Origin of the sequence: Streptomyces sp. AC558_RSS880 (assembly GCF_019049255.1) — a bacterium.
Lineage (GTDB): Bacteria > Actinomycetota > Actinomycetes > Streptomycetales > Streptomycetaceae > Streptomyces.
Genome location: NZ_JAGMUJ010000006.1, coordinates 60,185 through 81,766 on the forward strand (window position 1 = coordinate 60,185; position 21,582 = coordinate 81,766).

Annotated in this window: 22 protein-coding genes; 9 read left to right on the forward strand and 13 right to left on the reverse strand. The window is 71.8% G+C overall.

What is annotated here, in order from left to right:
• Positions 1–86: 86 nt before the first annotated feature.
• Positions 87–320, reverse strand: coding sequence for a hypothetical protein (locus KUM38_RS01965; RefSeq protein ID WP_217127500.1), 234 nt, complete (start codon positions 318–320; stop codon positions 87–89).
• A 597-nt stretch (positions 321–917) separates the two neighbouring features.
• On the opposite strand from KUM38_RS01965, the gene KUM38_RS01970 reads away from it, so the two are divergent.
• Positions 918–1,499, forward strand: coding sequence for a sigma-70 family RNA polymerase sigma factor (locus KUM38_RS01970; protein ID WP_217127501.1), 582 nt, complete (start codon positions 918–920; stop codon positions 1,497–1,499).
• 373 nt (positions 1,500–1,872) lie between these two features.
• Entirely contained in the window at positions 1,873–2,898 is a 1,026-nt protein-coding gene (locus KUM38_RS01975) for a sugar-binding transcriptional regulator (protein WP_217127502.1), read from the forward strand.
• A gap of 360 nt (positions 2,899–3,258) precedes the next feature.
• Here KUM38_RS01975 and KUM38_RS01980 read toward each other — a convergent pair whose 3' ends face one another.
• The 7 genes from KUM38_RS01980 to KUM38_RS02010 form a co-directional block, all read right to left on the reverse strand.
• Positions 3,259–3,618 (reverse strand): DoxX family protein, encoded by a 360-nt coding sequence (locus KUM38_RS01980; RefSeq protein WP_217127503.1) that lies wholly within the window; start codon positions 3,616–3,618, stop codon positions 3,259–3,261.
• Between the two features lie 127 nt (positions 3,619–3,745).
• Complete coding sequence (locus KUM38_RS01985; protein ID WP_217127504.1) at positions 3,746–4,579, reverse strand: alpha/beta fold hydrolase; 834 nt, start codon at positions 4,577–4,579, stop codon at positions 3,746–3,748.
• Positions 4,580–4,641: 62 nt separating this feature from the next.
• Positions 4,642–5,481: an alpha/beta fold hydrolase gene (locus KUM38_RS01990; protein WP_217127505.1), complete on the reverse strand. Its 840-nt coding sequence runs from the start codon at positions 5,479–5,481 to the stop codon at positions 4,642–4,644.
• 199 nt (positions 5,482–5,680) lie between these two features.
• Positions 5,681–7,675, reverse strand: coding sequence for a BTAD domain-containing putative transcriptional regulator (locus KUM38_RS01995; RefSeq protein ID WP_217127506.1), 1,995 nt, complete (start codon positions 7,673–7,675; stop codon positions 5,681–5,683).
• A 56-nt stretch (positions 7,676–7,731) separates the two neighbouring features.
• Complete coding sequence (locus KUM38_RS02000; RefSeq protein ID WP_374227030.1) at positions 7,732–9,201, reverse strand: phage/plasmid primase, P4 family; 1,470 nt, start codon at positions 9,199–9,201, stop codon at positions 7,732–7,734.
• Between the two features lie 146 nt (positions 9,202–9,347).
• A complete protein-coding gene (locus KUM38_RS02005) occupies positions 9,348–9,995 on the reverse strand; it encodes a hypothetical protein (protein ID WP_217127508.1) in 648 nt (215 codons plus the stop codon).
• 135 nt (positions 9,996–10,130) lie between these two features.
• On the reverse strand, positions 10,131–10,580 hold the full coding sequence (locus KUM38_RS02010; protein ID WP_217127509.1) for a DUF5707 domain-containing protein: 450 nt from the start codon (positions 10,578–10,580) through the stop codon (positions 10,131–10,133).
• 240 nt (positions 10,581–10,820) lie between these two features.
• Between KUM38_RS02010 and KUM38_RS02015 the strand changes: the two genes are divergently transcribed.
• From KUM38_RS02015 to KUM38_RS02025, 3 genes are read left to right on the forward strand one after another with little or no spacing between them, the layout of a single operon-like run.
• Entirely contained in the window at positions 10,821–13,160 is a 2,340-nt protein-coding gene (locus KUM38_RS02015; RefSeq protein WP_217127510.1) for a sensor histidine kinase, read from the forward strand.
• Positions 13,157–13,840, forward strand: coding sequence for a response regulator transcription factor (locus KUM38_RS02020; RefSeq protein WP_217127511.1), 684 nt, complete (start codon positions 13,157–13,159; stop codon positions 13,838–13,840). The genes KUM38_RS02015 and KUM38_RS02020 overlap by 4 nt, the downstream gene beginning before the upstream one ends.
• 39 nt (positions 13,841–13,879) lie before the next feature.
• Complete coding sequence (locus KUM38_RS02025; RefSeq protein WP_217127512.1) at positions 13,880–14,191, forward strand: SCO4225 family membrane protein; 312 nt, start codon at positions 13,880–13,882, stop codon at positions 14,189–14,191.
• Positions 14,192–14,255: 64 nt separating this feature from the next.
• Here KUM38_RS02025 and KUM38_RS02030 read toward each other — a convergent pair whose 3' ends face one another.
• Positions 14,256–14,624: a YbjQ family protein gene (locus tag KUM38_RS02030; RefSeq protein ID WP_217127513.1), complete on the reverse strand. Its 369-nt coding sequence runs from the start codon at positions 14,622–14,624 to the stop codon at positions 14,256–14,258.
• A 135-nt stretch (positions 14,625–14,759) separates the two neighbouring features.
• A complete protein-coding gene (locus KUM38_RS02035; protein ID WP_217127514.1) occupies positions 14,760–15,644 on the reverse strand; it encodes an SGNH/GDSL hydrolase family protein in 885 nt (294 codons plus the stop codon).
• A gap of 457 nt (positions 15,645–16,101) precedes the next feature.
• Here KUM38_RS02035 and KUM38_RS02040 point away from each other — a divergent pair, with 457 nt between their 5' ends.
• From KUM38_RS02040 to KUM38_RS02055, 4 genes are all read left to right on the forward strand, one after another.
• Positions 16,102–16,746, forward strand: a complete 645-nt coding sequence (locus tag KUM38_RS02040; RefSeq protein ID WP_217127515.1) for a LuxR C-terminal-related transcriptional regulator — start codon at positions 16,102–16,104, stop codon at positions 16,744–16,746.
• Positions 16,747–16,860: 114 nt separating this feature from the next.
• A complete protein-coding gene (locus tag KUM38_RS02045; protein ID WP_217127516.1) occupies positions 16,861–17,148 on the forward strand; it encodes a hypothetical protein in 288 nt (95 codons plus the stop codon).
• 11 nt (positions 17,149–17,159) lie between these two features.
• The gene (locus tag KUM38_RS02050; RefSeq protein WP_217127517.1) at positions 17,160–17,570 is read left to right on the forward strand and encodes a hypothetical protein; all 411 of its coding nucleotides are present in this window, start codon (positions 17,160–17,162) and stop codon (positions 17,568–17,570) included.
• A complete protein-coding gene (locus tag KUM38_RS02055; RefSeq protein WP_217127518.1) occupies positions 17,516–18,064 on the forward strand; it encodes a hypothetical protein in 549 nt (182 codons plus the stop codon). The genes KUM38_RS02050 and KUM38_RS02055 overlap by 55 nt, the downstream gene beginning before the upstream one ends.
• Positions 18,065–18,091: 27 nt before the next feature.
• On the opposite strand, the gene KUM38_RS02060 is transcribed toward KUM38_RS02055, so the two are convergent.
• The 3 genes from KUM38_RS02060 to KUM38_RS02070 form a co-directional block, all read right to left on the reverse strand.
• Positions 18,092–18,493, reverse strand: coding sequence for a DUF6009 family protein (locus tag KUM38_RS02060; protein ID WP_217127519.1), 402 nt, complete (start codon positions 18,491–18,493; stop codon positions 18,092–18,094).
• Entirely contained in the window at positions 18,490–20,031 is a 1,542-nt protein-coding gene (locus KUM38_RS02065) for a phage/plasmid primase, P4 family (protein WP_217127520.1), read from the reverse strand. The genes KUM38_RS02060 and KUM38_RS02065 overlap by 4 nt, the downstream gene beginning before the upstream one ends.
• A gap of 503 nt (positions 20,032–20,534) precedes the next feature.
• Positions 20,535–21,368, reverse strand: a complete 834-nt coding sequence (locus KUM38_RS02070; protein ID WP_254396543.1) for a CPBP family intramembrane glutamic endopeptidase — start codon at positions 21,366–21,368, stop codon at positions 20,535–20,537.
• Positions 21,369–21,582 lie beyond the last annotated feature (214 nt).

Genomic DNA, 21,582 nt, shown 5'->3' on the forward strand with positions numbered 1-21,582 from the left:
ACGCCGCACTCCTGGAACCATCGTCGGCCGGGACGAAAGAGAGAAGAAAAGGCCGCCGGGTTCACCGGCGGCCTTCGGTCAAGAATTCAGAGCATCAGCGGGCTCGTCACCGATTCGGTGACGCCCCTTGGCTTCATGAATCCTTTCGGTGGCATCGTGCACGGTTGCTGGACTTCATCAGCCTGCTGACCGGAAGCATCGGCGAGAGAATGTGGCGCATCCTGGATGACGGCACAGGAATCCAGAACACTCTTGTATTCCTTGGCCAGTGCGACAGTGAGCGACTCGGCGAGTGAATCATCCTCCCCCTGCCGGCTCATAGTTTTCTCGTAGTCGGTGACAAATCTTTCGACGACTCCTCGCCGGGTCGGCCTCGTACGCGACTTCGGCCATCCGTTCTCACCCCCTGCCCCTCTCGCGCCACCCGGCGAGAATCGTAAGACAAAATTCATCTGCCGTACAAGACAAAAGCAGGGATGCATTTCCACGATTTCGCTCGTTTGCGCACATCACAAGCCCTCTTCCGTGCGCACATGAGCGCCAGTCCGGCGGTCGGACGGAATTCCTCCCGTGTTTCACCTTCACCACCGACCTGCGAGAAACGCTCCGGCTGTTCCCGAAAATCCCGAGGACACGACGACGAGCCCCCGCGGGGGGCACATCGCGGGGGTTCGTCGCGAAGAACGGCGCCGGCCTTCACCCAGTTCACGACGGCGCACCCCCGTACGCTCCGGATCTTCCGCCGGCCCGCTCAACACCCGTACGCCGCCCGTGCGGTGCCCCGGCACGCCGCGGCAGCCAGGGCGACAAGGTGACGACAAGGTTTGGCCAAGACCTTCCGGAGAGTGTGGCCCCACGCTGCCGCCCTAGGGCGGCAGCCACGCCACAGATCACCGAAGAACGATTGGTCACCATCCATGAACGGGACTTTGGAGGCAGGGACCGCCACTCCCGCCCCCGGTCGGCCCCCCACCCCGCACTCCTCACCGGACGTCAGCTGCGACACCTTCATTCTGACGCTCTACGACCGGTACGGCCCCCTGCTTCTGAGGTATGCGGCACGGCTGCTGGACGGGGACTGGCACAAGGCGGAGGACATCCTCCAGGAGACGGCGGCCCGGGCCTGGAAGCACGCCCACTACCTGGGAACCCGCGACGAACTCGTCCGGCCGTGGCTCTTCACCGTGGTCAGGAACCTCGTCATCGACCATCACCGCTCCCGGAAGCTCCGGCCGCTCGAGCTGATGCCGGTCGAGGAGCTCGACGCCGCATGGGAGACCCCGGAAACCCTGCTCACCCTCCACGTGGTGCTGGAGGCGCTGCAGGAGCTGACGGAACAGCAGCGGACCGTCATCACACTGATGTACTACCTGGAGTGCAGTGTGGCCCAGGCTGCCGAGCACCTCGGTATCCCTCCCGGCACCGTCAAGAGCCGCGCCTACTACGCCCTGCGGGCACTCCGCAAGGCACTCGAGGAGCGAGGCGTGGTCGGCACGTGACGGCGCGGTGCCGGGCCCGTCGGCCCGGCACCGTCCGCACTCCGTGCACGGGGTTGACGGACGCGGTGAACCGCCAACCGCACCTCGCCGTAGTGGGACATGTGGACAACGGAGCGTGTCCGGTCGGCATGCGGAGTCCTCGACCCCATGACGCCCCATGACGCCGCGTACCACCGGAGCGTCCCGGCGAACCGCCACGGCGGGTCCGTCCCCCGACCGCACGTGGCACGGCCCCGGCGGCATCTGCCGACCGCCGGGGCCACACCTCCGACGTCCCCGGGCCCGTCCGCCCCGGTGCCGGCACCACCCCGGACAGGGGCGTCCCGGACCCGGACCACGCCCACTGACCAGACCGAGAGAAGGCGAGTGAACTGTGAGGACGGCGCCCGTCGAGGACGCACCGGAGGACTCCTACGCCGAGTCGCTGCTCGCGGCCATCATCGCGAAGCGCTTCTATCTGGAGAACGCCTCGAAGGTGGACATCGGACAGGAGATGGGCCTCAGCCGCTTCAAGGTGGCCCGGCTGCTGGAGATGGCCGTCGCCCGCGGTCTCGTCCGGATCGACATCACCTTCCCCACCGACATCGACGCGGAGCTGTCCGGCTCGCTCGCACGGCGCTACGGGCTCAAGCACGCGATCGTCGTCAACCCGCACCAGGACGATCCGGGCGGTCCGGAGCCGTTCACCCAACTGCTCGCTCCCCCGGCCGCCCGGCTGGTGACGGACCTGCTGCACGAGGACGACGTGCTGGGCCTGGCCTGGGGCCGCGAGGTCACCGCCGTCAGCAGGGCGTTCACCTGGCTGCCGCCCTGTTCCGTGGTCCAGCTCACCGGCGTGGACCCGCAGCGTCCCCTCACCGACGAGTCCGTCAAGGCGGTCAGCCTGGCCGCCGCCCTGTCCGGCGGCGCCGCCCATCCCCTGTACACGCCACTGGTGCTGCCCAACGCACTGACCGCGGCCGTACTGCGCAGCCAGCCCACCATCGCGGAGACGCTGGACCGGCTCGACGCACTGACCATCGCTGTACTGACGGTCGGCGCCTGGGGACCCGGCCTGTCGACAGTGCACGACGCCCTGTCCGAACCGGAACGGCACCACCACGCCGAGATGGGCGTGGTCGCCGAGATGGCCTCACTGCTGTTCGACGCCGACGGCACGCCGGTCCGCACCGGTCTCGGTGACCGGGTGATCGCCGTGGACACCGACCAGCTGCGCCGCACACCGGAGATCATCGCCGTCGCGGGCGGCCGGGAGAAGGCCCGGGCCGTGCGGGCGGTACTCAAGTCCGGCCTGCTCACCGGCATCGTCACCGACGCCGCGACAGCCCGCGCGGCGCTGGCCCCGACCCCTGATGCCACCAGGCCGAGGCCGCCCCGTCAGGCCGGTGCCGAGAGGTAAGCCGGCCCAGCTCCCCGGACACGGCGCGTGCGCGCCGCGGTGGCCGGCCCGCGCCGTCGCGTTCTCCCGCGGGCGGGGGCCGGCTGCCTGCCGTCCTCGAACAGGTACGCGTACAGGTGTCGTACGCCTGCTCCCGGTCGAGACGCCTCCTGGCGCATGGCCGAAGTACCGTCGGCACCGGTGGGCGAGCGCATCACGGCCGTGTACTGCTCACGGATCGCCGGCGGCAGCCCGCACCGGTGCTCCTCGACCGATTCCTCCTCCAGCGAGGCGAATTCACGCACGTCTTCCGGTTCCGCGTGCTCCGGGTGCGCCGGCGAGAGGAGGCGATTCCGCCCGTGCCGCCGACGGCCCGGTGACTCATCCCATGCGGGTCAGGTAGAGGCCTGCGGCCACGCACAGCATGACGCAGGCGGTCGCGATCGGCGCCACGAGGCGGAAGCCGCGCTCCTGGTACCAGCTGTGGTGGACGAAGGCGGAGCCGGTGACCGGGAACAGGAACAGTGCGGCGGCTATTCCCACCGCGGGAGCGAAGGAGGCGGCCAGCAGGCCGGCGCCGCCGAGCAGTTCCAGCAGCCCGATCACCCGGCATGCCTGCGGGGAGAATCCGCACGCGGCCGCGGGGGTGATCTCCGGCCACCGGCCCAGCAGTTGTCCGGTCCCGCCGACCAGGAAGAATCCCCCGAAAAACACGGTCACGACCGTCAGAACGATGTTCACTGTGGCGCGTTCCTCTTCCTCGACTGTCCCGGATGCCGCACGACAACGACGGCACCCCGCCACCGCGGCAACGGTGGCGGGGTGCGTGCGGTTCACCTCCCGGCGGCGGGAGTCCGCCGGGAGCCGGTCACTTGGCGAGGAAGGTGAGGAGGGCGTCGGTGACCTCCTGGGCGTGGGTCCACAGCAGGCCGTGCGGGGCGCCGTCGATGACGACGTAGTCGGCCTGCGGCAGGGCCTGGTGGAAGGGCTCGCCGGTGGCTTCGATGGGCAGGATGCGGTCGGCGGTGCCGTGCAGGATCAGCGCCGGCACGTCGACCTTCTCGATGTCGGTGCGGAAGTCGGTGGTCCAGGTGTCCACGCAGGCCAGGGAGGCGTACCAGGAGGCGCCTGCGGCGGTGTTCCAGCTGTGGCGCAGGGCCTCCTCGCTGATGCGGGTGCCGAGGTTCTCGTCGAGGTTGTAGAAGTCCTGGTAGAACGCGGTGAAGTAGGCGTAGCGGTCGGCGGTGACGGCCTGCTTGATGCCCTCGAAGACGCTGCCGTCGACGCCGGTGGGGTTGTCGTCGGTCTTGAGCAGGAAGGGTTCCAGGGAGGCGAGGAAGGCGGCCTTGGCGACCCGCTCGGAGCCGTAGGTGCCCAGGTAGCGGCCGACCTCGCCGGTGCCCATGGAGAAGCCGACCAGGACGGCGTCGCGCAGGTCGAGGGTCTCCAGCACGGTGTTCAGGTCGGCGGCGAAGGTGTCGTAGTCGTAGCCGGTGGTGGGCTGGCTGGAGCGGCCGAAGCCGCGCCGGTCGTAGGTGATGACGCGGTAGCCGGCCTTCAGCAGGGCGGCGGACTGCTTCTCCCAGGAGTGGCCGTCGAGCGGGTAGCCGTGGATCAGCACGACCGGCTGCCCGGTGCCGTGGTCCTCGTAGTACAGCTCGATGTCGGTGCTGTTCTCCTGGCCGACGGTGATGAATGCCATGGTGGTTGCTGCCTTCCGGAGTGGGATGTGGTGCGGGGGGTGGAGTCGGGTGCGGTCCGCGGTCAGCGGACCGTGCGGGCGGCCTGCTCGACGATGCGGGTCACGGCGCCGGGGCGGGAGACGGACACCGCGTGCGAGGCGTCGATCTCGGTGGTGCGGGCGTGGGCGCGGTCTGACATGAAGCGCTGGGCGGCCACGGGGATGTTGAGGTCCCCGGTGGTGACCAGGGACCAGGAGGGGATGGTCTTCCAGGCGGCCTTCGTGGACTTCTCCTCCAGCGCGGCGGCGGCGATCGGGCGCTGTCCGGCGGCCATCAGCCGGGCCTGGCCGGCCGGTACGTCCGCGGCGAACTGCTTGCGGAACTTGTCCGGCTTGATGTAGACGTCGGCGCCCTGACTGCCGTCCGGCAGCGTGTAGTTCACCGGTTCGATCACGTTGCCGAGGGTGCTGCCGGGGAACTTGTTCGTCAGCCCGAGCGAGCTCTCGCCGGTGTCGGGCAGGAACGCGGCGATGTAGACGAGGGCCTTGACCTTGTCCTCCAGGCCGGCGGCGGCCTGGCTGATGACGGTGCCGCCGTAGGAGTGGCCGACCAGGACCACGGGCCCGTCGACATGCTGGACGACGCTGCGCAGGTAGGCGGCGTCGTTCGCCGGGCCGCGCAGCGGGTTGGCGGCGGCCACCACCGGGTAGCCGGCGCGCTGCAGGCGCTCGATGACGCCGTCCCAGCTGGAGGCGTCGGCGAACGCGCCGTGCTCCAGCACGATCGTCGGCCGCTCCTGGTGGTGGCGGGGCGTCGCGTCGGCCTCACCGGGCAGGGTCACGGCCGTGACGGACAGGCCGACGGCCGCGACACCGAGCAGGGTGAACAGCCGGGCGGACCGGGTCGGTCGGGTGATGCGCATCTTCAGCGTCCTTCTGTGTGCGGGCTGATGCCCTGATCGAGTCGGGCCGGCGAGGCGGGCCCGGCTCCGAGAAGAAATATAGTGCCCAACTCAGTTGTGCACAACTGAGTTGCCTCACATCTTTTTGGTTGCCGCCGCTCGTGAACCAGCGCGCGGGGCTCCTCGTAGGAAGCAGTGACGCCCGGGCACATAAGGGCCCTTACCGGCCGTCAGCCCTGCTGGGTGTTGTGGCGGCAACCAGCAGGGCAGCCGGGCCGGCCCTCTGCTCCGCCGACCGCGTTTTTACCCGGGCCACCGCCGTCCGGGCGGTGTGGACACGGGAGGGGGGCATGTCGGCGAGCAGTGCGCTGCGGACGAGTTCGCAGGAGAAGGCGTACGCGGCAGGCAGCGACGGGCCGTCGGCCCGCTGCCAGGTCATCAGCCCGGCGTCGGCGGCGTCCTCCAGCGCCCGCAGTACGGCGGTGAGGGACAACTCGCAGGCACGCGCCAGGAACCCTGCCTCGACCGGGCCGGACAGGACCGCCGTCTCCACGACGCGCCGGGCGTCGGGCGACAGCGTCGCCAGCCGGGCACGGACCTCGCACCGGATCACGTGCGGCACCCGTGCCGGGGTGCCGGCGGACAGGCCGTCCGACGCCCCGAGGAGCTCGGTGAGGTAGAAGGCGTTGCCTCCGGTCAGAGCGTGCAGCCGGGCCGCTTCGGCGGACAGCGGGGCAAGGGTGCCGGACAGGTCCGGCCCGCTCGGGCACCACGTACGCGGCCCCTCGTCCGCGCCCACGGCGCCGCCGGTCCGGGAACTCCCCGCCCGCAGCAGCTCTTCGACGTCGGCGACGTCCAACGGCCCCACCTCGATGAGCCGGGCTCCGCTCCGGGCCAGTCGTGCCAGGAACCCGGCGACCGCGGGGTCACGGCTCTCCGTGACCGCGCACACCACCATGAGCGGGACCCCGCGCAGCACGTCCGCGTGGGCCGCCAGCGCCTCCCGGTCCTCGGGCGGCGCGCCCTGGACGTCGTCGACGAGGCACAGCACGGGTTCCGTGTGCCGGGCGGTACCCGGTACGGCCCGGGATTCCCGCAGGACGCGCAGGGCCGCGCCGCCGTGTCCGGCTCCACCGTCCGGCGTGGCGTGGCGTGGATACCGGTCGTGGACCACGACCGCCCCCGCGGCGCGGGCGGTCCGGCCGAACTCGCGCAGCAGCCACGACTTCCCGGTCCCGGTGGCGCCGTGCAGCACGGCCCATACCGTGCGACCTGCCCCGGCACCGGCGAACAGCTCCTCCAGGGCGGCGAGTTGACGGCCCCGGCCGGTCAGGGCCGCAACCGGGGCGGCGGGACGCCGGACCCTGCCGGGCGCGGTGCCGGCCGGCTCCTGGCGCAGCAGCGCCAGATGGGTCCGCCGCAGCAGGGGCCCGGGATCGGTTCCCAGGGTGTCCGCCAAGGTGCGGCGCACCGTCTCGTACCGCTGGAGCGCCTCCGCGGTACGGCCGGCCGCCTGCAGGGCGTGCAGCAGCGTCACCCAGGACGTCTCGCGCAGCGGGTTCTCGCCGACGAGCTCCTCGCAGGCGGCTGCCGCCTGCTCGGCCCGTCCCTCGCCGAGCAGCAGGCGTGCCCGCAAGTCCCTTGCCGACCAGTGCAGTTCGGTCAGCCGGTCGGCCTCCTGCCGGGCGAAGAGGTACCCCTGCGCATCGGCGTAGGGCTGCCCCCGCCACCATGTCAGGGCACGCTCGATCGTCCGGAGCGCGCGGTCGGCACGGCCTTCGTCGGCCAGGCGGTGACCGTACTCGACGGCCTCCTCGAACAGCACGGTGTCCCGGCGGTCGGGGGCGGCCCGCAGGACGTATCCGGCGGAGGTGCTGACCAGGAAGGACGACGTCCGCCCGGCGGAGGACTCCTCCAGCACGGACCGCAGCCGGCTGATGTGCGCGTGCACCGAGGAGGCGGCCGAGGAGGGCGGTCTGCCGTTCCACAGGTCGTCACAGATGCGCTCCACACTCACCGGGCGGCAGTCCTCCATGAGCAGCCGCAGCAGCAGGGCGCGGCGCTGCGGCGGCCCGAGGTCGAGGTGTCCGCGGTCTCCTCGCACTTCCAGCGGTCCGAGCACACCGAAGAACGGGCCGGGCGGGATCCCGTCGTCCCGCCGCCGGTGCCCGCCCCGGCGGACGGGGACGGCGGAGAGACCGGACGGACGTGTCACCACACTGTTGCCTTCCGTGACAGAGGCCGGTGCGTCCCCCGGCTGGCGGCCGACGGTCATCGCTCTCCTCCCCGGCCCCGGTCGCCGACGGAGGACGAGGGGCCCGAGACCGGGGCGCGGAACGAAAGAGCCTCCTGGCCCGCGCCGGCGGCCGCCTCCTCCCGGGCCCGCGCGGCGAAGGCCCGCGGGTGCATCGGCTGTGTGCCCTCCTGCCCGCACCAGTGCCGGTAGCCGGCGTACAGCCCGGGCGTCACGCCGGGGCGGTACTCGGCGAGGAAGCGGCCGACGTGGTCCTCGGTGTCGGCGTACGCGGCGGTGGCCTCCCGGACGAGGGACGGTCCGGTCAGGTCGTGCGAGCCGCGCAGGTAGTGGCCGGCGCCGGTGACCAGCCAGTGCAGGATGCCGGGTCCCTCCTCGGCCACCAGCAGCTCCGCCAAGTTGTCCACCCGCCGGTCGTCCGCCACCACGTGCCGGAAGGGAACGACCCGGATGCGCCGCCACAGGGCGGGGCCGCCCACGGCCACCTCCGGCCGGTGGTTGCCCACCAGCCAGAGCTTGTGCGTCGGGTCGAAACCGAAGAACGCCCGGCCCATGCGCCGTGCCTTGATCCGGTCACCACCGGTGAGGAAGGCGACGCGGGCCTCGTCGAGAAGGTCACCGGGGCGTGGCTCCGCGCAGACCACCAGACGGCGCCCGTGCAGTTCCGCCAGGTCGGTCGGATGCTCCTCGTACGGACGGGCCATCAGAAAACCGGGCGGAGCGGCGTCGGCGTAGTCGCCCAGCAGTCTCAGCATCACGCCGATCAGCACACTCTTGCCGTTGCGTCCGGGACCGTGCAGGAACGGCAGGACCTGCGCCCCGACGTCCCCGGTCAGGGAGTACCCCAGCAGCCGGTGCAGGTACGCGATCAGTTCCGTGCCGTCGTCGCCCTCCCCGAAGGTGTCGCGCAGGAACCGCTCCCAGCGGGGTACGGGCATGGCGCGGACCGGCACCGCGGTGGCACGGGAGTGCGGAGGACCCTCGGGGCATGGGCGGGTCACCTCGCCGGTGACCAGGTCCACCACCCCGTCCGGGGTGCACAGGGTGTGCGGGGAGGCGTCGAGCAGGGCGGCCGGCAGCACCAGGCCGGGAGCGGCCTTCACCTGCTCGAGCATGGCCCGGATGGCGGAGGTCGACAGCGACCGCCGTCGGTGCAGGCGCAGTTCGGCGTCGGAGTGCCGGCCCGTGGGGTCCTTCTCCACAAGGTTCTCGGCCAGTTCCCCGGCGGCCCACAGCACCGCCTCGCTGTCGTCGGCCTCCCAGCGGTGGCCCGACCAGCGGTACCAGCCGAGGCCGGGTACGTACCGGAAGTCGTGACGGTGGCGGTCGGCGAAGAGTTTGGCGTTGCCCCGGTCGCTGAGGCTGTCGGGCACCAGCCCGTGGCTGCCGGCGCGTCCCGGGAGGCTGCCGCGTGTGTGCGTCAGCGTGGTGCCGGCGGCAGGCGCCGGCGCGGCGGTGGTGACCGAGAATTCGGCCGCACGGGACACTGCGCACTCCTTTCGGCGGGGGTGGCGGCACACGGGCGGCCGTGGGGACGGCGCCCGGAGGGAAGGGGACGGGCGGTGGGCGGCTCGCGACAGCGGCCCTCGGACGCGGGACCACCGCACTGTGGCCCGGCCCGGGTAGGGGAGCATCACCGCACCCCGGCGGCCGGGGTACCACGCCCTTCGTCATGCCCGACGAGCGGAGGACGGGCCCGGTTCACCTGTCCTGTCCGAAAGACGGCCCCGTGCCGCCCGGACTCCTGCCCGGCCGTGCCGAACGTGTCGAAGCAGGTGAGGACGGAGCGGTCACGGGTGGTCCGGCGGAAGGTCCCGGCCGGCGGCGTGTCGCGGTTCTGCGGCACCCGCGCCCGCATGGCGGTCCCGTAGGCGGTCCCGTAGGCGGCGACGGCCCGGCCGAGGTCGTCGTGACGGGCCGGACGGAGGGCGAGTTCGACGCCGTCGAGCATGGCGTGGCCGGTGCCGTCGCCGCAGGACGGCGGCCCCGGGTCGTTCCGCTCGGTGTGTGCCCGGCACGGCCCGGTCGGTACGCCCTGCGTCTCCGGCTCGGTCGTCGCACCGGACCGCAGCGCGAAGGCCGGCGCCTCCTTCGAGGTGTGCGTGTGGGCGTCGAACAGACCGGACAGCAGGGTGCCGCCCCGGGCGTCGACGGTCTCCGCCCCGGCGGGCACCTCTCCCCCGATGGCCGCGATCGCCGGGCCGTCGAGCACGACGGTGGTCTCCTCCCGGACCCACTCACCGCCGAAGACGCGCGCGTGGGTGATGGCGGTCATGGTCATCGATGTGCCTCGCTTCTGTTCGGGCGGCCCCTGCCGCCCCTTGCACGCGGCCGACCGGGCCTGAGCCACCGCCGCGGCAGCGGGGGACGGCGTCACCACGGCCGGCCGCCCTGGGTGTCCGGTCCTGGTGACGGGTCAGCGGGTGACGTCGAACGTGGCCGCGCGGGGCACGAACTTCGTGTCGCCGTCCTTCGCCGTCGCCAGCACCGACACGTGCCAGGTGCCTTCCTCGAGGTCGGCCGCGTCCTGCCGCGTCACCTTCAGCGTGTAGGTGCAGCGGGAGGTCTCGTCCGAGGTGCTGCGGCACTCGGCCTTGTCGACGTGCCGCAGCTCCGCCTTCGTCGGGTCGAGCTCGGAGCTCGCCGGCCACGCGATGACCCTGACCTCGCGGACACCGGAGTCGTCGCTGACGTCCGCGGTGTAGGTGAGCTTCCCCTCGCTCTTCTGGGACGGGGCGGTGTAACTGGCGGTGCCGTTCTTCACGGTCGGCTCCGTGGCGGTGGAGGCCATGGCGTAACCGCCGGCGGCGAGGGCACCGAGGGCGACGACGCCGATGACGGACGGGACGAGAACGCGCTTGGACATGAGGGATCCCCCTGTTTGCGAGTGGAGTTTCGATGGGCGGGAAAGCTCAGGAACCGCTGGTCGGTCGGCCGCTTTCCCGATGTGATCGAGACTAGGGTCGGGAACCCCGCCGGATCCTCACGCCGCGGGACGATTGCCGCCTCGAACCGTGGGTGCAGCGTCTGCACCCCAGGTAAGAGAAAGCGGTCCGCCTCCAGTCCGAGGACAGCCGCTCACCTGCGGTCTTAACCTTGATCTCTTATGAAGAGAACCGATGACCGGCTCCTGCCCCTGGTGCTGCTCGGCGCCCAGGCCATCGTGTGGCCGGGGGCGGACGTGATCCGCGGGAACATCCCGGCGGGGGCCGACCTTTTCGTGGCGGTCCTCGTCGCCGGGCTGGTGACGGCCGCGCTCTCGCTGCGCCGTTCGAGACCGGTGCTCACCCTCGTCCTGGTCGCCGCCGCCTGTGCGCTGGGGGCCGGACCCCTGCCCACCGGCGCCATGGCGGTGCTGGGAACGGCGGGTGCGGCCCTGGCCCTGTTCACCGTGGCCGGTGAACGCGACGCCTTCACCGCCCTGTTGTGCGTGCTGGCGCTCGTCTTCTGGCAGTCCCTGTACAACATCACCCTGCACGGGCTCAGTGACCGCGACGGGCTCGACCTCCCCCTGACGGCCGTGCTGTACGCCGCCGCGTCCGCCGCCGGAATGCTGGCACGGCGCAGCCGGCACACCCGGCAGGTGGCCGAACAGCGGTTGAGGCGGGCCGAGATCGAGCGTCACCGGCTCCCGGCGGTCGAACGCCAGCGGATGGAGCGGGAGCTGCACGACGTCAGCGCCCACCATCTGACGGCCGTGGTCGTCACCGCCGGTGCGGCGCTCGGACTGCGCGACCGTCGCCCCGAACTGGCCGAGGAAGCCCTCCGGTTCGCTGTCGAGACGGGCGGTGAGGTCACCCGGGCGCTCGGCGCGGTGAGGGCGCCGGCGCCCTCACGGGACCAGCAGCCGTCCCCGAGGGAGCGGCTGCTGGCTCTGGTCGCCGGATTCTCCCAGCTCGGCCAGCACGTGGAGTGCGAGATCGACGCGCTGCCGGACGGTGCCGTCGGGGACGCGGCGTACGGCATCGTGCGCGAGGCGCTGACCAACGTGGCGCGGCACGCGTCCGGTGCGCGCACCACCGTGACGTGCCGGTACGGCGACGCCCGCACGGAGGTCGTCGTCACCAGCGCCGCACCGCCGGCCGGTTCGCCGGCGCACGGCGCCGGTCTCGGCTCGGGGCGCGGCCAGGGCTTTCTGCGGTCGCGGGCCCGGGAAGCGGGCGGCACCCTGACCAGCGGCCCGACGGCGGAGGGCGGCTGGGAGGTGAACGCGGTCCTGCCCGGCCGGCTCGCCGCCGCCTCGGTGAAGCGTCCGGTCCCGTGGCAGTACCGTCTGGCGCAGGTGACGGCCGCCGTCGGTCTCGCCGTACAGCCGCTGTTTCCCCTGCTGGTCGTCCGGACGGAATCCGTGTCGAGCGGTCCGGGGGCGTCGGCGGGCGCGCTCTTCGCGCTGCTGGCCGCGGGGCAGGCGCTCGCGCTGCTGTGGCGGCGCCGGGCGCCCCGCGCCGCCCAGGGCGTCGTACTCGGTCTGGCCCTGCTCTGGCCGGTGGCGACGGCCGTGGGCGAGTACAGCGGCTGGGTGCTCCTGCCGCCCCTGCTGAGCATGGCCGCCACCTGCGCGGTGGTCGCCTCCGGCGCGGCCCGCACGGCTGTCACCGCTCCGTCCGTCGCCGAAGGCCGCCCGGGCCTGCCGGTGTGGGCGGGCCCGGTCGTGGCCACGGCGGTGCACGCGGCGGCCACGACCGCCGCCCTGGTGCACCGGGGCACCTCCTTCCCCGGCTGGGTGCTCGCCGCGGGGTCAACGGCCCTGGCGGCGCTGGTGGTCGGCGCGGCCTGGTGGGGCGGGATCCTGCGCGGGCACCGCCGTCGGGCCGCCCGCAGCGCGCAGGCGGACCATCTCGCGGCCTGGACCGAGGAGGCGGTACGGGACGCCTGGGCCGAGCGCCGCCGGATCGCCACCGGGCTGGAGACCACCGTGCTGGCGCGGACCGCCGACATGGTCGCGCAGGCCGAGGCGGGCCGACTCGACGAGGTCGCCGAGCGTGCCCGCGAGGCCCTCGCCGCGATGCGCGCCCTGCTCGACGCGGTCCGGGACGGCGAGGCCGTGCCCGCACTGCGTCCGCAGCCCACCCTGCAGGCCCTCGACCTCCTCGCCCATCAGATCCGGGCCACCGGCCGCGACGTCGAGATACACCTGACCGACCGCATACCGGGACGGCTGCCCACCACCGTGGACCTGGCTGCCTACCATGCCTGCGAAACGGTACTCGCGGCCGGCGGCGAGGAGCCGATGACGGTGGAACTCGACGCGGACGGCACCGCGCTGACGATCACGGCGACCGGCGTTCCGGGTACCGTACGTCCCACCCTGCGCCGGCGGCTGTCGGCGCAGGTCGCGATGGTCGGCGGGACGGTCACCGCCGGCCCGTCCGGTCCGGTGCGCGTCCTGCTGCCGCTGACCGCGGCGCCGGCCGCACCGCAGGACGACGAGAAGGGACAACGATGAGCCTCAGGGTGCTGGTCGTCGACGACCAGGGCATCGTACGGGCGGGATTCGCCGCCGTGATCGACGCCGAGGAGGACCTGACGGTCGTCGGCGAGGCCGCCGACGGCGCCGCCGCGGTACGCCTCGCCCAGGAACTGGCACCCGACGTGGTCCTCATGGACGTCCGCATGCCCGAACTCGACGGCATCGCCGCCACCCGGATCATCACCGCACGCCCCGACGCCCCCCGCGTCCTGGTCCTGACCACCTTCGACCTCGACGCCTACGTCTTCGACGCACTGCGCGCCGGCGCCTCCGGATTCCTCCTCAAGGACGTCCACCCCGGCGAACTGCTGAACGGCATCCGGGTGGTGGCCGCCGGCGAGAGCGTCCTCGCCCCCTCCGCCACCCGCCGGCTGATCAGCCACTACGCCTCCAGACCGGGCACCGGAATCCCCGGCGGCACCACCCCCCGCGAACTGAACCACCTGACCGGCCGCGAACGCGGCGTCCTCACCCTGATCGCCGCGGGACTCACCAACACCGAGATCGCCGAACACCTCAACATCACCGTCGGCACGGTCAAGTCCCACGTCAACGCACTGCTGCGCAAACTCGAACTGCGCGACCGGGTCCAGGCGACGATCCTCGCCTACGACCTCGGCCTCGCCCACCCCAACCCGCCCCACACCCCCGCCTGACGGCCCACCGGCCACCACCATCCAGGAGCCCCACCCACCATGACCGGTCCAGGTCTCTCCGTCCTGCGCGGCGTGCGCCGCACCCTCGGCACCCTCGCCGCCCGCATCTACCTGACGGGCTGTGTGCTGCTGCTCGGATGGGCACTGGTGGCCGCCTCCGAAGGATCCATGGCAATCGTCCTCCCGCTCTTCGCCACCCTCCCGGCCAGCCTCGTACTCCTGCTCCTCCTGCCCGAGGGCGACACGGCGTTCCTGCTCTCCATGGTTCTCGGAGCACTCGCCAACGCCATGGTCATCGGCTGGTGCGCCCGTGCACTGCGCCGCGGGAAGAACCCGGACACGGCGTCCTGACCCCGGACACCGCTCGGGGCGGCCGGACAGGTCCGGCCGCCCCGAGCTCGAACGTTGCCTGCCGCTAGGCGGCCGGAGTGATGACCACGGCCGTTCCGTAGGCACAGACCTCGGTGCCGACGTCCTGAGCCGTCGTGACGTCGAAACGCATGGCGAGCACGGCGTTCGCGCCGCGGGCGCCGGCGGCCTCGATCAGGCGCTCCATCGCCTCGTTCCGGGTCTGCACCAGCGTCTTGGTCAGGCCCTTCAGCTCACCGCCGATCACCGACTTCAGCCCGGCGCCGAGCTGCGAGCCCAGGTTGCGGGAACGCACCGTGAGCCCGAACACCTCTCCGATGACCTCCTTCACCTCGTATCCGGGCACGTCGTTGGTGGTCACGACCAGAACGTCCGAGCCCTGCGCCGGGCCTCCGGTGTAGTCATCGATGGGCATGAGTCCGCCTTAGGAATGGAAAGGAATGAACAACCAGACACCTGCCCCAACGACGCCGGCACGGTGTCGGTTCACCCCCGGTCTCCTTCCGCCGGGCCGGTGTGTCCGTCCGGACCGGCGAAGAGGGCGGGGTGACTACTTCTCGAGCCGCTTGTACACCTCGTGGGCCATGATCAGGTGGCCGGAGGCGTCGGGGTGGGCGGAGCCGGGCGTCTGCGGCAGCAGCGGGTTGATCAGCCGCTCGGACGAGGGCCGGCACATGTCCCTGCCCCGCAACACCGAAGAGGTGTCGACGAACTCAACCTGCTTCATGAAGGCCGTCAGCTCCAGCATGATGTTCAGCCGGTTCGTGGTCTGGTGGAGCCAGGTGACGTCGCCCTTGGCCAGGGGCACGGAGGAGCCGCAGGTGCTCCCGTCGGCGGGGAACGGGTTGGGGTACCCGACCACGACGACACGTGCCTTGGGGCTGCGCCGCTTGATGTCGGTGATCATGTCGGGCAGACGCGTGTTCAGCCTCGCGAAGCCCGCGTCCACGTCCTTGACCGCCTTGTCCCGGCAGGGAGTTCCCTCCCGGGTGGTGAGCCCGGCCAGGACGCACGTGGTGAGCACGTCGGAGAAGCCGAGGTCGTTGCCGCCGAGCGTGACGGTCACCAGGTCGGTGTCCTGGGTGAGGGCGTCGACCTGCGGGGCGGCCGATCCCTCCTTGTTCCACAGCGAGCGCGTGGTGGCGCCGCCGCAGGTGACGTCCTTGAACACGGCCGGCTTGTACGTCTCGGCGATCCAGGACGGGTAACTGCCCTTTGAGCGCCTGCACTCCGCGTTCGTCTGCTGGGACAGGCCCGTGCCGGCGGCGTAGGAGTCGCCCAGGGCGACGTAGTGCTTGACGGAGCCCTGACCGGAGGCTCCGGCCGCCGCGGCCGGAGCGGCGCCGGAGGTCAGCAGCGAGGCGGTGGCCGCGGTGAGGGCGGCAGCCGTGGCCACCCCTCTGCGGACCGTGGAGAACGGGCGGGAATGGACCATGGAGTCCCCTTGGAGAAAGAAGCCGTACGGATCATCGGCCCGCCCTCGGGCGCGTGACGCGCGGGCGTGCCGTTCGCCTGAACGTCGGCGGAACGGATCCGGTTCACCTCGGGCAGGCTCCCCGTCCCGTTGCGGCGGACACCGGTTGGTGTGTCAGGTGGCGAACCCGGTGGTGGTGACGGACTCGTACCGGCCCCGCTCCGAGCCCAGGTCCGCCACCGCGCCGCCCACCGCTTCTCCGTCCTCGCCGGCCCGGGCTCGACGGGGCGGTCCCGGCGGCGGGCGCCGAGCGCAGCCTCCACGGCCGGAGTCCGCGGGCAGCAGGGTGGTACGGGGGTGAACCGTATCCCTGCGGCCGCCGTCCAGCCGGGTGAGGAGGTCCGCCGGTGCCCGGCCGCACCGGCACGTCCGGCGGACGCCCGTCGACACCACGCGTCCACTTGGGAGATGCCCGACCATGCCTTCCCCCACCGTCGGGGGCAAGTCCCCGATCCCGGTCCTGCTCCATGCCTCGGACCCCCTGTCCGAGGCGGGGGCGCGGGCCCGGTTGAGCGACCAGCGGGCGATCGTGCTGACCGGCGACGGCTCCCGGCCCGGCACGGTGTCCCTGCTGGTGGCGAACTCGGCGGACGACGAGATGGTGACGCAGTGGTGCGCGTCCGCCCCGGCCGGCGGTCCGCGCGCGGTCCTGGTGACGGGCAGGCTCCGGAAGGCCGGTCTGTCGAGCATCGTCGCCGGGGGGATCGGAGCGGTGGTGTGGCGGCACGAGGCGACCGGGCCCCGGCTGGTGCGGGCCGTCACCGCCGTCGCCCGCGGGGAGGGTGACATGCCGGCCGACCTGGTCAGGGCGCTGATGGACCAGGTGAGCAGCCTCCTCACGCAGGGCGTCCCGGGGTGCTCGCCCCGCCTGGCGGCGCTGACCTCACGGGAGGTGAGCATCCTGCGCGGGGCCGCGGACGGCGAGGAGACCGGAGAGATCGCCGACCGGCTCGGTTACTCGGAACGCACGATCAAGCGGGACCTGCACGACCTGATGAAGCGCCTGCACCTGCGCAACCGCACCCACGCCGTCGCCTACGCCATGCGGGCCGGCTACATGTAGGCGCACATGCCGCACCGCGCTCCCTTCCCCCGCCGCGGACAGGAGTCCCGAGTGCTCCTGATGCGCCCTCTCCCCATGTCCTCCCTCATCGGCTTCGCACGAAGGGTCTTGTCCATGCGCCGACGTCTCGACCTTCTGTCGGCCGCGGCCGTCGCCGTCACGGTGACGGCCTTCGCGGCCACCGCACCACTGACCGCCGCCGCCACGGCACCGGCTCTGTTCATGGCGGCCGGCCGGAATCTGCTGGGCTTCGCCGTGCTCGGGCCCGTCGTCCTGTGGCGGCACCGCTCCAGACCCAGAAGGTTTCCGGGTCCCAAGGGCCGTCGCTCGCTGCTGTACGGGCTGGCGGCGGGCACCTGTCTGGCCGTGCACTTCGCCATGTTCAGCCCAGCACCCGTCTGACATCGGTGGCCATGGCCACCACCCTGGTGTCCACCCAGCCCGTGTGGCAGGCCGTCATCGCGACCGCGTGCGGCGCACGGCTGTCACGTACCGTCTGGGCGGGCATGGCCCTGGCCGTCTGCGGCGCGGCGGTCGCCGCCGGGCGGGACTGGCAGGGCGGCACCTCCGCTCTCCTGGGAGACCTGCTGGCATTGGTCGGTGCCGTCGCCCTGGCGGGTTATACGGCGTTCAGTCAACGCGCCCGCACCCACACCGGCACGTCCGTGCACTCCGCGCTGTGCGCGCTGGTCTGCGCGCTGCAACCGACCCTGGTGTGCGTGGTCATGGGCACCGCCGACGTGCGTGTGGACCGGGTGACGCTGCTGGCATGGCTCTGGCTGGACCAGGTGCCCGCGGGCCCCCCTGGGCCGGCCTGGGCCTGATCATGGCGGGGGTGTCGGTGGTCGTGATCAGCGACGCCCGCAGCATGAAGACGGTGTCCGGGGTCCTCGACGACGGCGGACAGGGCATGCTGATCAGCCTTCCCGTGATCACACTGGACGAGACGGCGATGAACGAGATGCACGCCCTGGTGGGGGACACCGCGCACAGCGGGCGGCACGACGAGGCCGCTCGTATCGCCCGCACTCTCGAATCGAGCGCCGTCCGGGCACACGGTGTGGGGTCGCCGCAGGCCACGCGTTGGATCGAGGTCCAGGCCGTGCTCGCCCGCCTGGAGGGCGCCCCGCACCGGGCGTGTGTGGACCGTGCCTACCACGAGTGGAGCCGGGTGGAGGACGCCAGTGCGCTCTACGACCTGGCGCCCTCCCTGCTGCTGCTCCACGCCCAGGTGCCCGGTCACCGCCCGGAGATGGCTGATGCCGTCCGGCGCAGGCTCAAGCGCAGGGGCATAGCCGTACCGACTGTCCCGGCGTGACGGCTCACCGGGGCGGCCGGGGGCGGGTCACAACGGCAGCGTTATGCCGAGTTCCCGCATGGCGGTGGAGGGTGGTCCGCCTTCGGAGCGTTCCGTCTTGTATCCCTTGATGCGGGGGCCGAGTGTGCGGGGGTCGACGGCCTCGGCGGGGGCGCCTTTGGCGTACAGGCCGTCGGGTTGGGTGTCGCGGTCGTGGGGCAGGAGCCAGAAGACGCGCCGGCGGAAGGTGCCCGAGGACCGGGAGGGCTTCATGGCGGGGTCGAGGAGGGCGTAGCCGACCATGCGGCCGTCACGGTGGTAGGCGGGCCTGCCCTTGCGGGTGGGCAGCCGGTCCAGGCTCTGCCGGACGTAGTCGAGGCCCTCGACGTCCTCCAGCCAGACGAGCTCGGTCTCGTGGCTGATCTCGTCCTCGGTGATCAGGGAACTCATGCGCCGGGGTCCCTTTCCTGGTCGGTGAGCAGTCCGATGCCCGGGTAGTGCTTGCGCTGGTTGGACAGGATCATCTCCTTGGGCGAGGCCAGCCCGACCAGTTCCCGGGTGCGTGCCGCGAACGCCCTCGAGGACATGGCCAGAGCCCCCTCATTCTGGCACCATGCCCGGTAAACGGCATACAGGGCGGTCTGCTCCGCGCGCAGGTCCGGGCCGAGGACACAGCACTCGTCGTAGAAGCGGCCGGTGTGGTCCTCGGTCTCGGCGTAGGCCGTGGTCGCGATCCGGACGCGTTCGGGGCCTGTCAGGTCCCGGCCGCCTGCGAGGTAGCGGCGTGCGCCGTCGATGAGCCAGCCCAGGATGCCGGGCCCTTCCTCGGTGACGAGGATGTCGGCGAGGTTGTCGATCTTGCGGTCGTCGGAGACGACCCTCTCGAAGGGGATCAGACGCATACGGCGCCAGAACGCGAAGCCCCCGGTGCCGACTTCGGGGCGGTGGTTGCCCAGCAGCCACAGTTTGTGGGTGGGCTCGAAGCTGAAGAAGTCCTGCCGCATACGGCGGGCCTTGATCCGGTCACCGCCGGTCAGCAGCTTCACTCGCGCCTCGTCGAACTTGTCGCCGGGCTTGACCTCGGAACACACGATGACACGCCGGCCGTGGAGCTCGGCGAGGTCGGTGGGATGCCCTTCGTAGGGACGGGCCATCAGGAAGCCGGGCGGCGCGGCGTCGGCGTAGTCACCCAGCAGCTTCATCAGCACGTCCAGGAGAACCGACTTGCCGTTCTTGCCGGACCCGAACAGAAACGGCAGGACCTGACCACCGACGTCACCGGTGATCGAGTATCCCAGCAGCAGCTGCAGGTAGTCGATCATGTCCCGGTCCTCGGCGTCGCCGCCGAAGGTGTCGGTCAGGAACCTCTCCCACCGCGGGGCGGGCACGGACTGTGGGCCGACGGTGGTGGAGCGGGAGTGGAAATCCTTGTCGGGATCAGGGCTCTTGATCAGTCCGGTGCGCAGGTCGACGATGCCGTCGGGGGTGCACAGGGCATACGGGTCGGCGTCCAGGAGCGCGGCGTTGAGGACCATCCCGGGTGCGGACTTGGCCTGGGTGAGCATGGCGTTGATGCCCGTGGTGGACAGAGCGCGGCGGCGGTGCTGCTGCAGCGCCTGGGATGTGAACACCCCCCGGGGATCGTGCACGGCGATGTTCTCGGCGAGATCACCGGCCGCCCACAGGACGGTGTCGTCCTCGTCGATCTGCCAGCGGGTGGTGTCCCACCGGTACCAGCCGATTCCGGGCACATGCCGGTAGTCATTGGCGTACAGCTTGACGAACAGCTTGGCGTTGCCCCGGTCCGAGAGCGTGTCGGGCAGCAGACCGTGCGCGGTCGCTTCGCCCGCGGCCGCGCGGGACGCCTCCGCCTGAACGGGCAGCGGGACCGTGGCCACCGAGGCGACGGAGCCGGTCTGCGCGCGGATCTGAGCGGCAACGGCTCCGGCGTCGAAAAGGGGTTCGGGCTCACGGCCGGGCAAGGTCATCAGCAGCCCCCGCGCGGGTGACGGGGCCGTCGGCGGCCCGCCGCCCGGCCGCCGACGGTGGCCGGTGCGGCGGCAACTGAAGGACCAGGGCTGTGCTCTGACGAGTCACTACGACAAAACAGCAGCTCAGCAAGCATGCGCACCCCCTACCAGCGACCGAAGCGACTCAACGATGGGGATAGCCTAGCGAACAGTGCGCGTAGGTTCTCGGAACCCATGCGGAGAAGCCACCGCGCCCGGAACAGCGACTGGAGCGACTGAGCCTCCGCCATGGAGAACGCAGGTACACCTCTGGAACGCCCTGGCGTGGGTCACGGCCTTCCGCACACGCCGGCTGAGCCACCCGCCTTCCGCTCGGCAGCCATCAGGCTCCACACCGAGCGGGTCCGGTGACGGGAGCGGCCGCGGCGAGGGCCGACCTCTCGTGACGGCAGCCTCGTTGTGCCCCACGATGATAGATCCGGCCCGGTTCACCCCCGTCACGCGCAGAGGAAAGATCCTTGTCAGCGTACGAGTGCCGGGGCCGGCTGTGCGGGCAGCCCGAGGCGGGCGCGGGTGGCCACGAGGACGACGAGGGCGGCCACGACGGAGCCGGCGAGGAAGGCGTGCATCGCGTACTCCGGGGACAGCGACGGGAACATGGACGACCACATCACGGAGATGAAGTTGTTGACGCTGGTGTGGAGCAGCATGACCAGCGGCATGCTCTCACCGGAGCGGTTGAACAGCCACGTCATGACGAAGCTGAAGGCGACCGTCGTCCCCGTGAACTCCAGCACCCTGGTCGTGTCCACGTGCGGGCCGCCCCACTCGGTGAGGAACAGCGGCAGGTGCCAGGCACCCCACAGCAGGCCCACGACGAGGGTGGAGATCACGGGACCGTACCGGCGCTGCATGCGGGGCATGGCGAACTCCCGCCAGCCGGGCTCCTCGGCCAGGCCGGTGGTGACCATCTGCAGGACGAGACCGGGCAGGTAGGCGACCAGAACGGCGAGCGACGGAAGGGCCGGGGCCCGGCCGCCCAGCACGGCGGAGGCAAGGGTCAGCACGGCGGGCACCGCGACGAGAACCGCGAGGAACCAGCGCCGGCCCACCTTCAGTCCGGTCATCCGGCCACGCCAGACCCGCAGCCCCTGACGTCCCTCGACGGCCCAGGTCACGAAGAGCGCCGACCCGATCGGGCCGAGGTACGCGCCGGGCAGGACGCCCAGAAGCTGGGTGGTGCCACCGACCGCCGGGAAGGCGACATGCCACACGCCCAAGCCGTTCTCGGAGAGGACGTACGGGGTCCAGGCGAGCCAGCTCAGCGTGAAGGTGAGCGAGAAGAACCAGGTCAAAGGGCTCTTGCAGAGGGCTGCCCGCAGCCTCGACGGACCCTTCCCCGGGGCTGCCGGACTCGTGTGCGCCGGTGCCGGTCGTGCCGCGGTGTCGGCAGATGTGTGAAGGCTGACCATGGTGTCCCTTTGAGCGCGGGCCGATTCGATCTGACCAGCTCACCAGAGACACACCCGAAGATCACTACCGTGTGTGTCCGGGCAGAGGTACAGCGTG

Coding starts and splice junctions, on each gene's coding strand:
- KUM38_RS01965 (WP_217127500.1), bottom strand. CDS start 320: ATGAGCCGGCAGGGGGAGGATGATTCACTCGCCGAGTCGCTCACTGTC.
- KUM38_RS01970 (WP_217127501.1), top strand. CDS start 918: ATGAACGGGACTTTGGAGGCAGGGACCGCCACTCCCGCCCCCGGTCGG.
- KUM38_RS01985 (WP_217127504.1), bottom strand. CDS start 4,579: ATGGCATTCATCACCGTCGGCCAGGAGAACAGCACCGACATCGAGCTG.
- KUM38_RS01990 (WP_217127505.1), bottom strand. CDS start 5,481: ATGCGCATCACCCGACCGACCCGGTCCGCCCGGCTGTTCACCCTGCTC.
- KUM38_RS02005 (WP_217127508.1), bottom strand. CDS start 9,995: ATGACCATGACCGCCATCACCCACGCGCGCGTCTTCGGCGGTGAGTGG.
- KUM38_RS02010 (WP_217127509.1), bottom strand. CDS start 10,580: ATGTCCAAGCGCGTTCTCGTCCCGTCCGTCATCGGCGTCGTCGCCCTC.
- KUM38_RS02015 (WP_217127510.1), top strand. CDS start 10,821: ATGAAGAGAACCGATGACCGGCTCCTGCCCCTGGTGCTGCTCGGCGCC.
- KUM38_RS02020 (WP_217127511.1), top strand. CDS start 13,157: ATGAGCCTCAGGGTGCTGGTCGTCGACGACCAGGGCATCGTACGGGCG.
- KUM38_RS02025 (WP_217127512.1), top strand. CDS start 13,880: ATGACCGGTCCAGGTCTCTCCGTCCTGCGCGGCGTGCGCCGCACCCTC.
- KUM38_RS02030 (WP_217127513.1), bottom strand. CDS start 14,624: ATGCCCATCGATGACTACACCGGAGGCCCGGCGCAGGGCTCGGACGTT.
- KUM38_RS02035 (WP_217127514.1), bottom strand. CDS start 15,644: ATGGTCCATTCCCGCCCGTTCTCCACGGTCCGCAGAGGGGTGGCCACG.
- KUM38_RS02040 (WP_217127515.1), top strand. CDS start 16,102: ATGCCTTCCCCCACCGTCGGGGGCAAGTCCCCGATCCCGGTCCTGCTC.
- KUM38_RS02045 (WP_217127516.1), top strand. CDS start 16,861: ATGCGCCGACGTCTCGACCTTCTGTCGGCCGCGGCCGTCGCCGTCACG.
- KUM38_RS02050 (WP_217127517.1), top strand. CDS start 17,160: ATGGCCACCACCCTGGTGTCCACCCAGCCCGTGTGGCAGGCCGTCATC.
- KUM38_RS02055 (WP_217127518.1), top strand. CDS start 17,516: ATGGCTCTGGCTGGACCAGGTGCCCGCGGGCCCCCCTGGGCCGGCCTG.
- KUM38_RS02060 (WP_217127519.1), bottom strand. CDS start 18,493: ATGAGTTCCCTGATCACCGAGGACGAGATCAGCCACGAGACCGAGCTC.
- KUM38_RS02065 (WP_217127520.1), bottom strand. CDS start 20,031: ATGACCTTGCCCGGCCGTGAGCCCGAACCCCTTTTCGACGCCGGAGCC.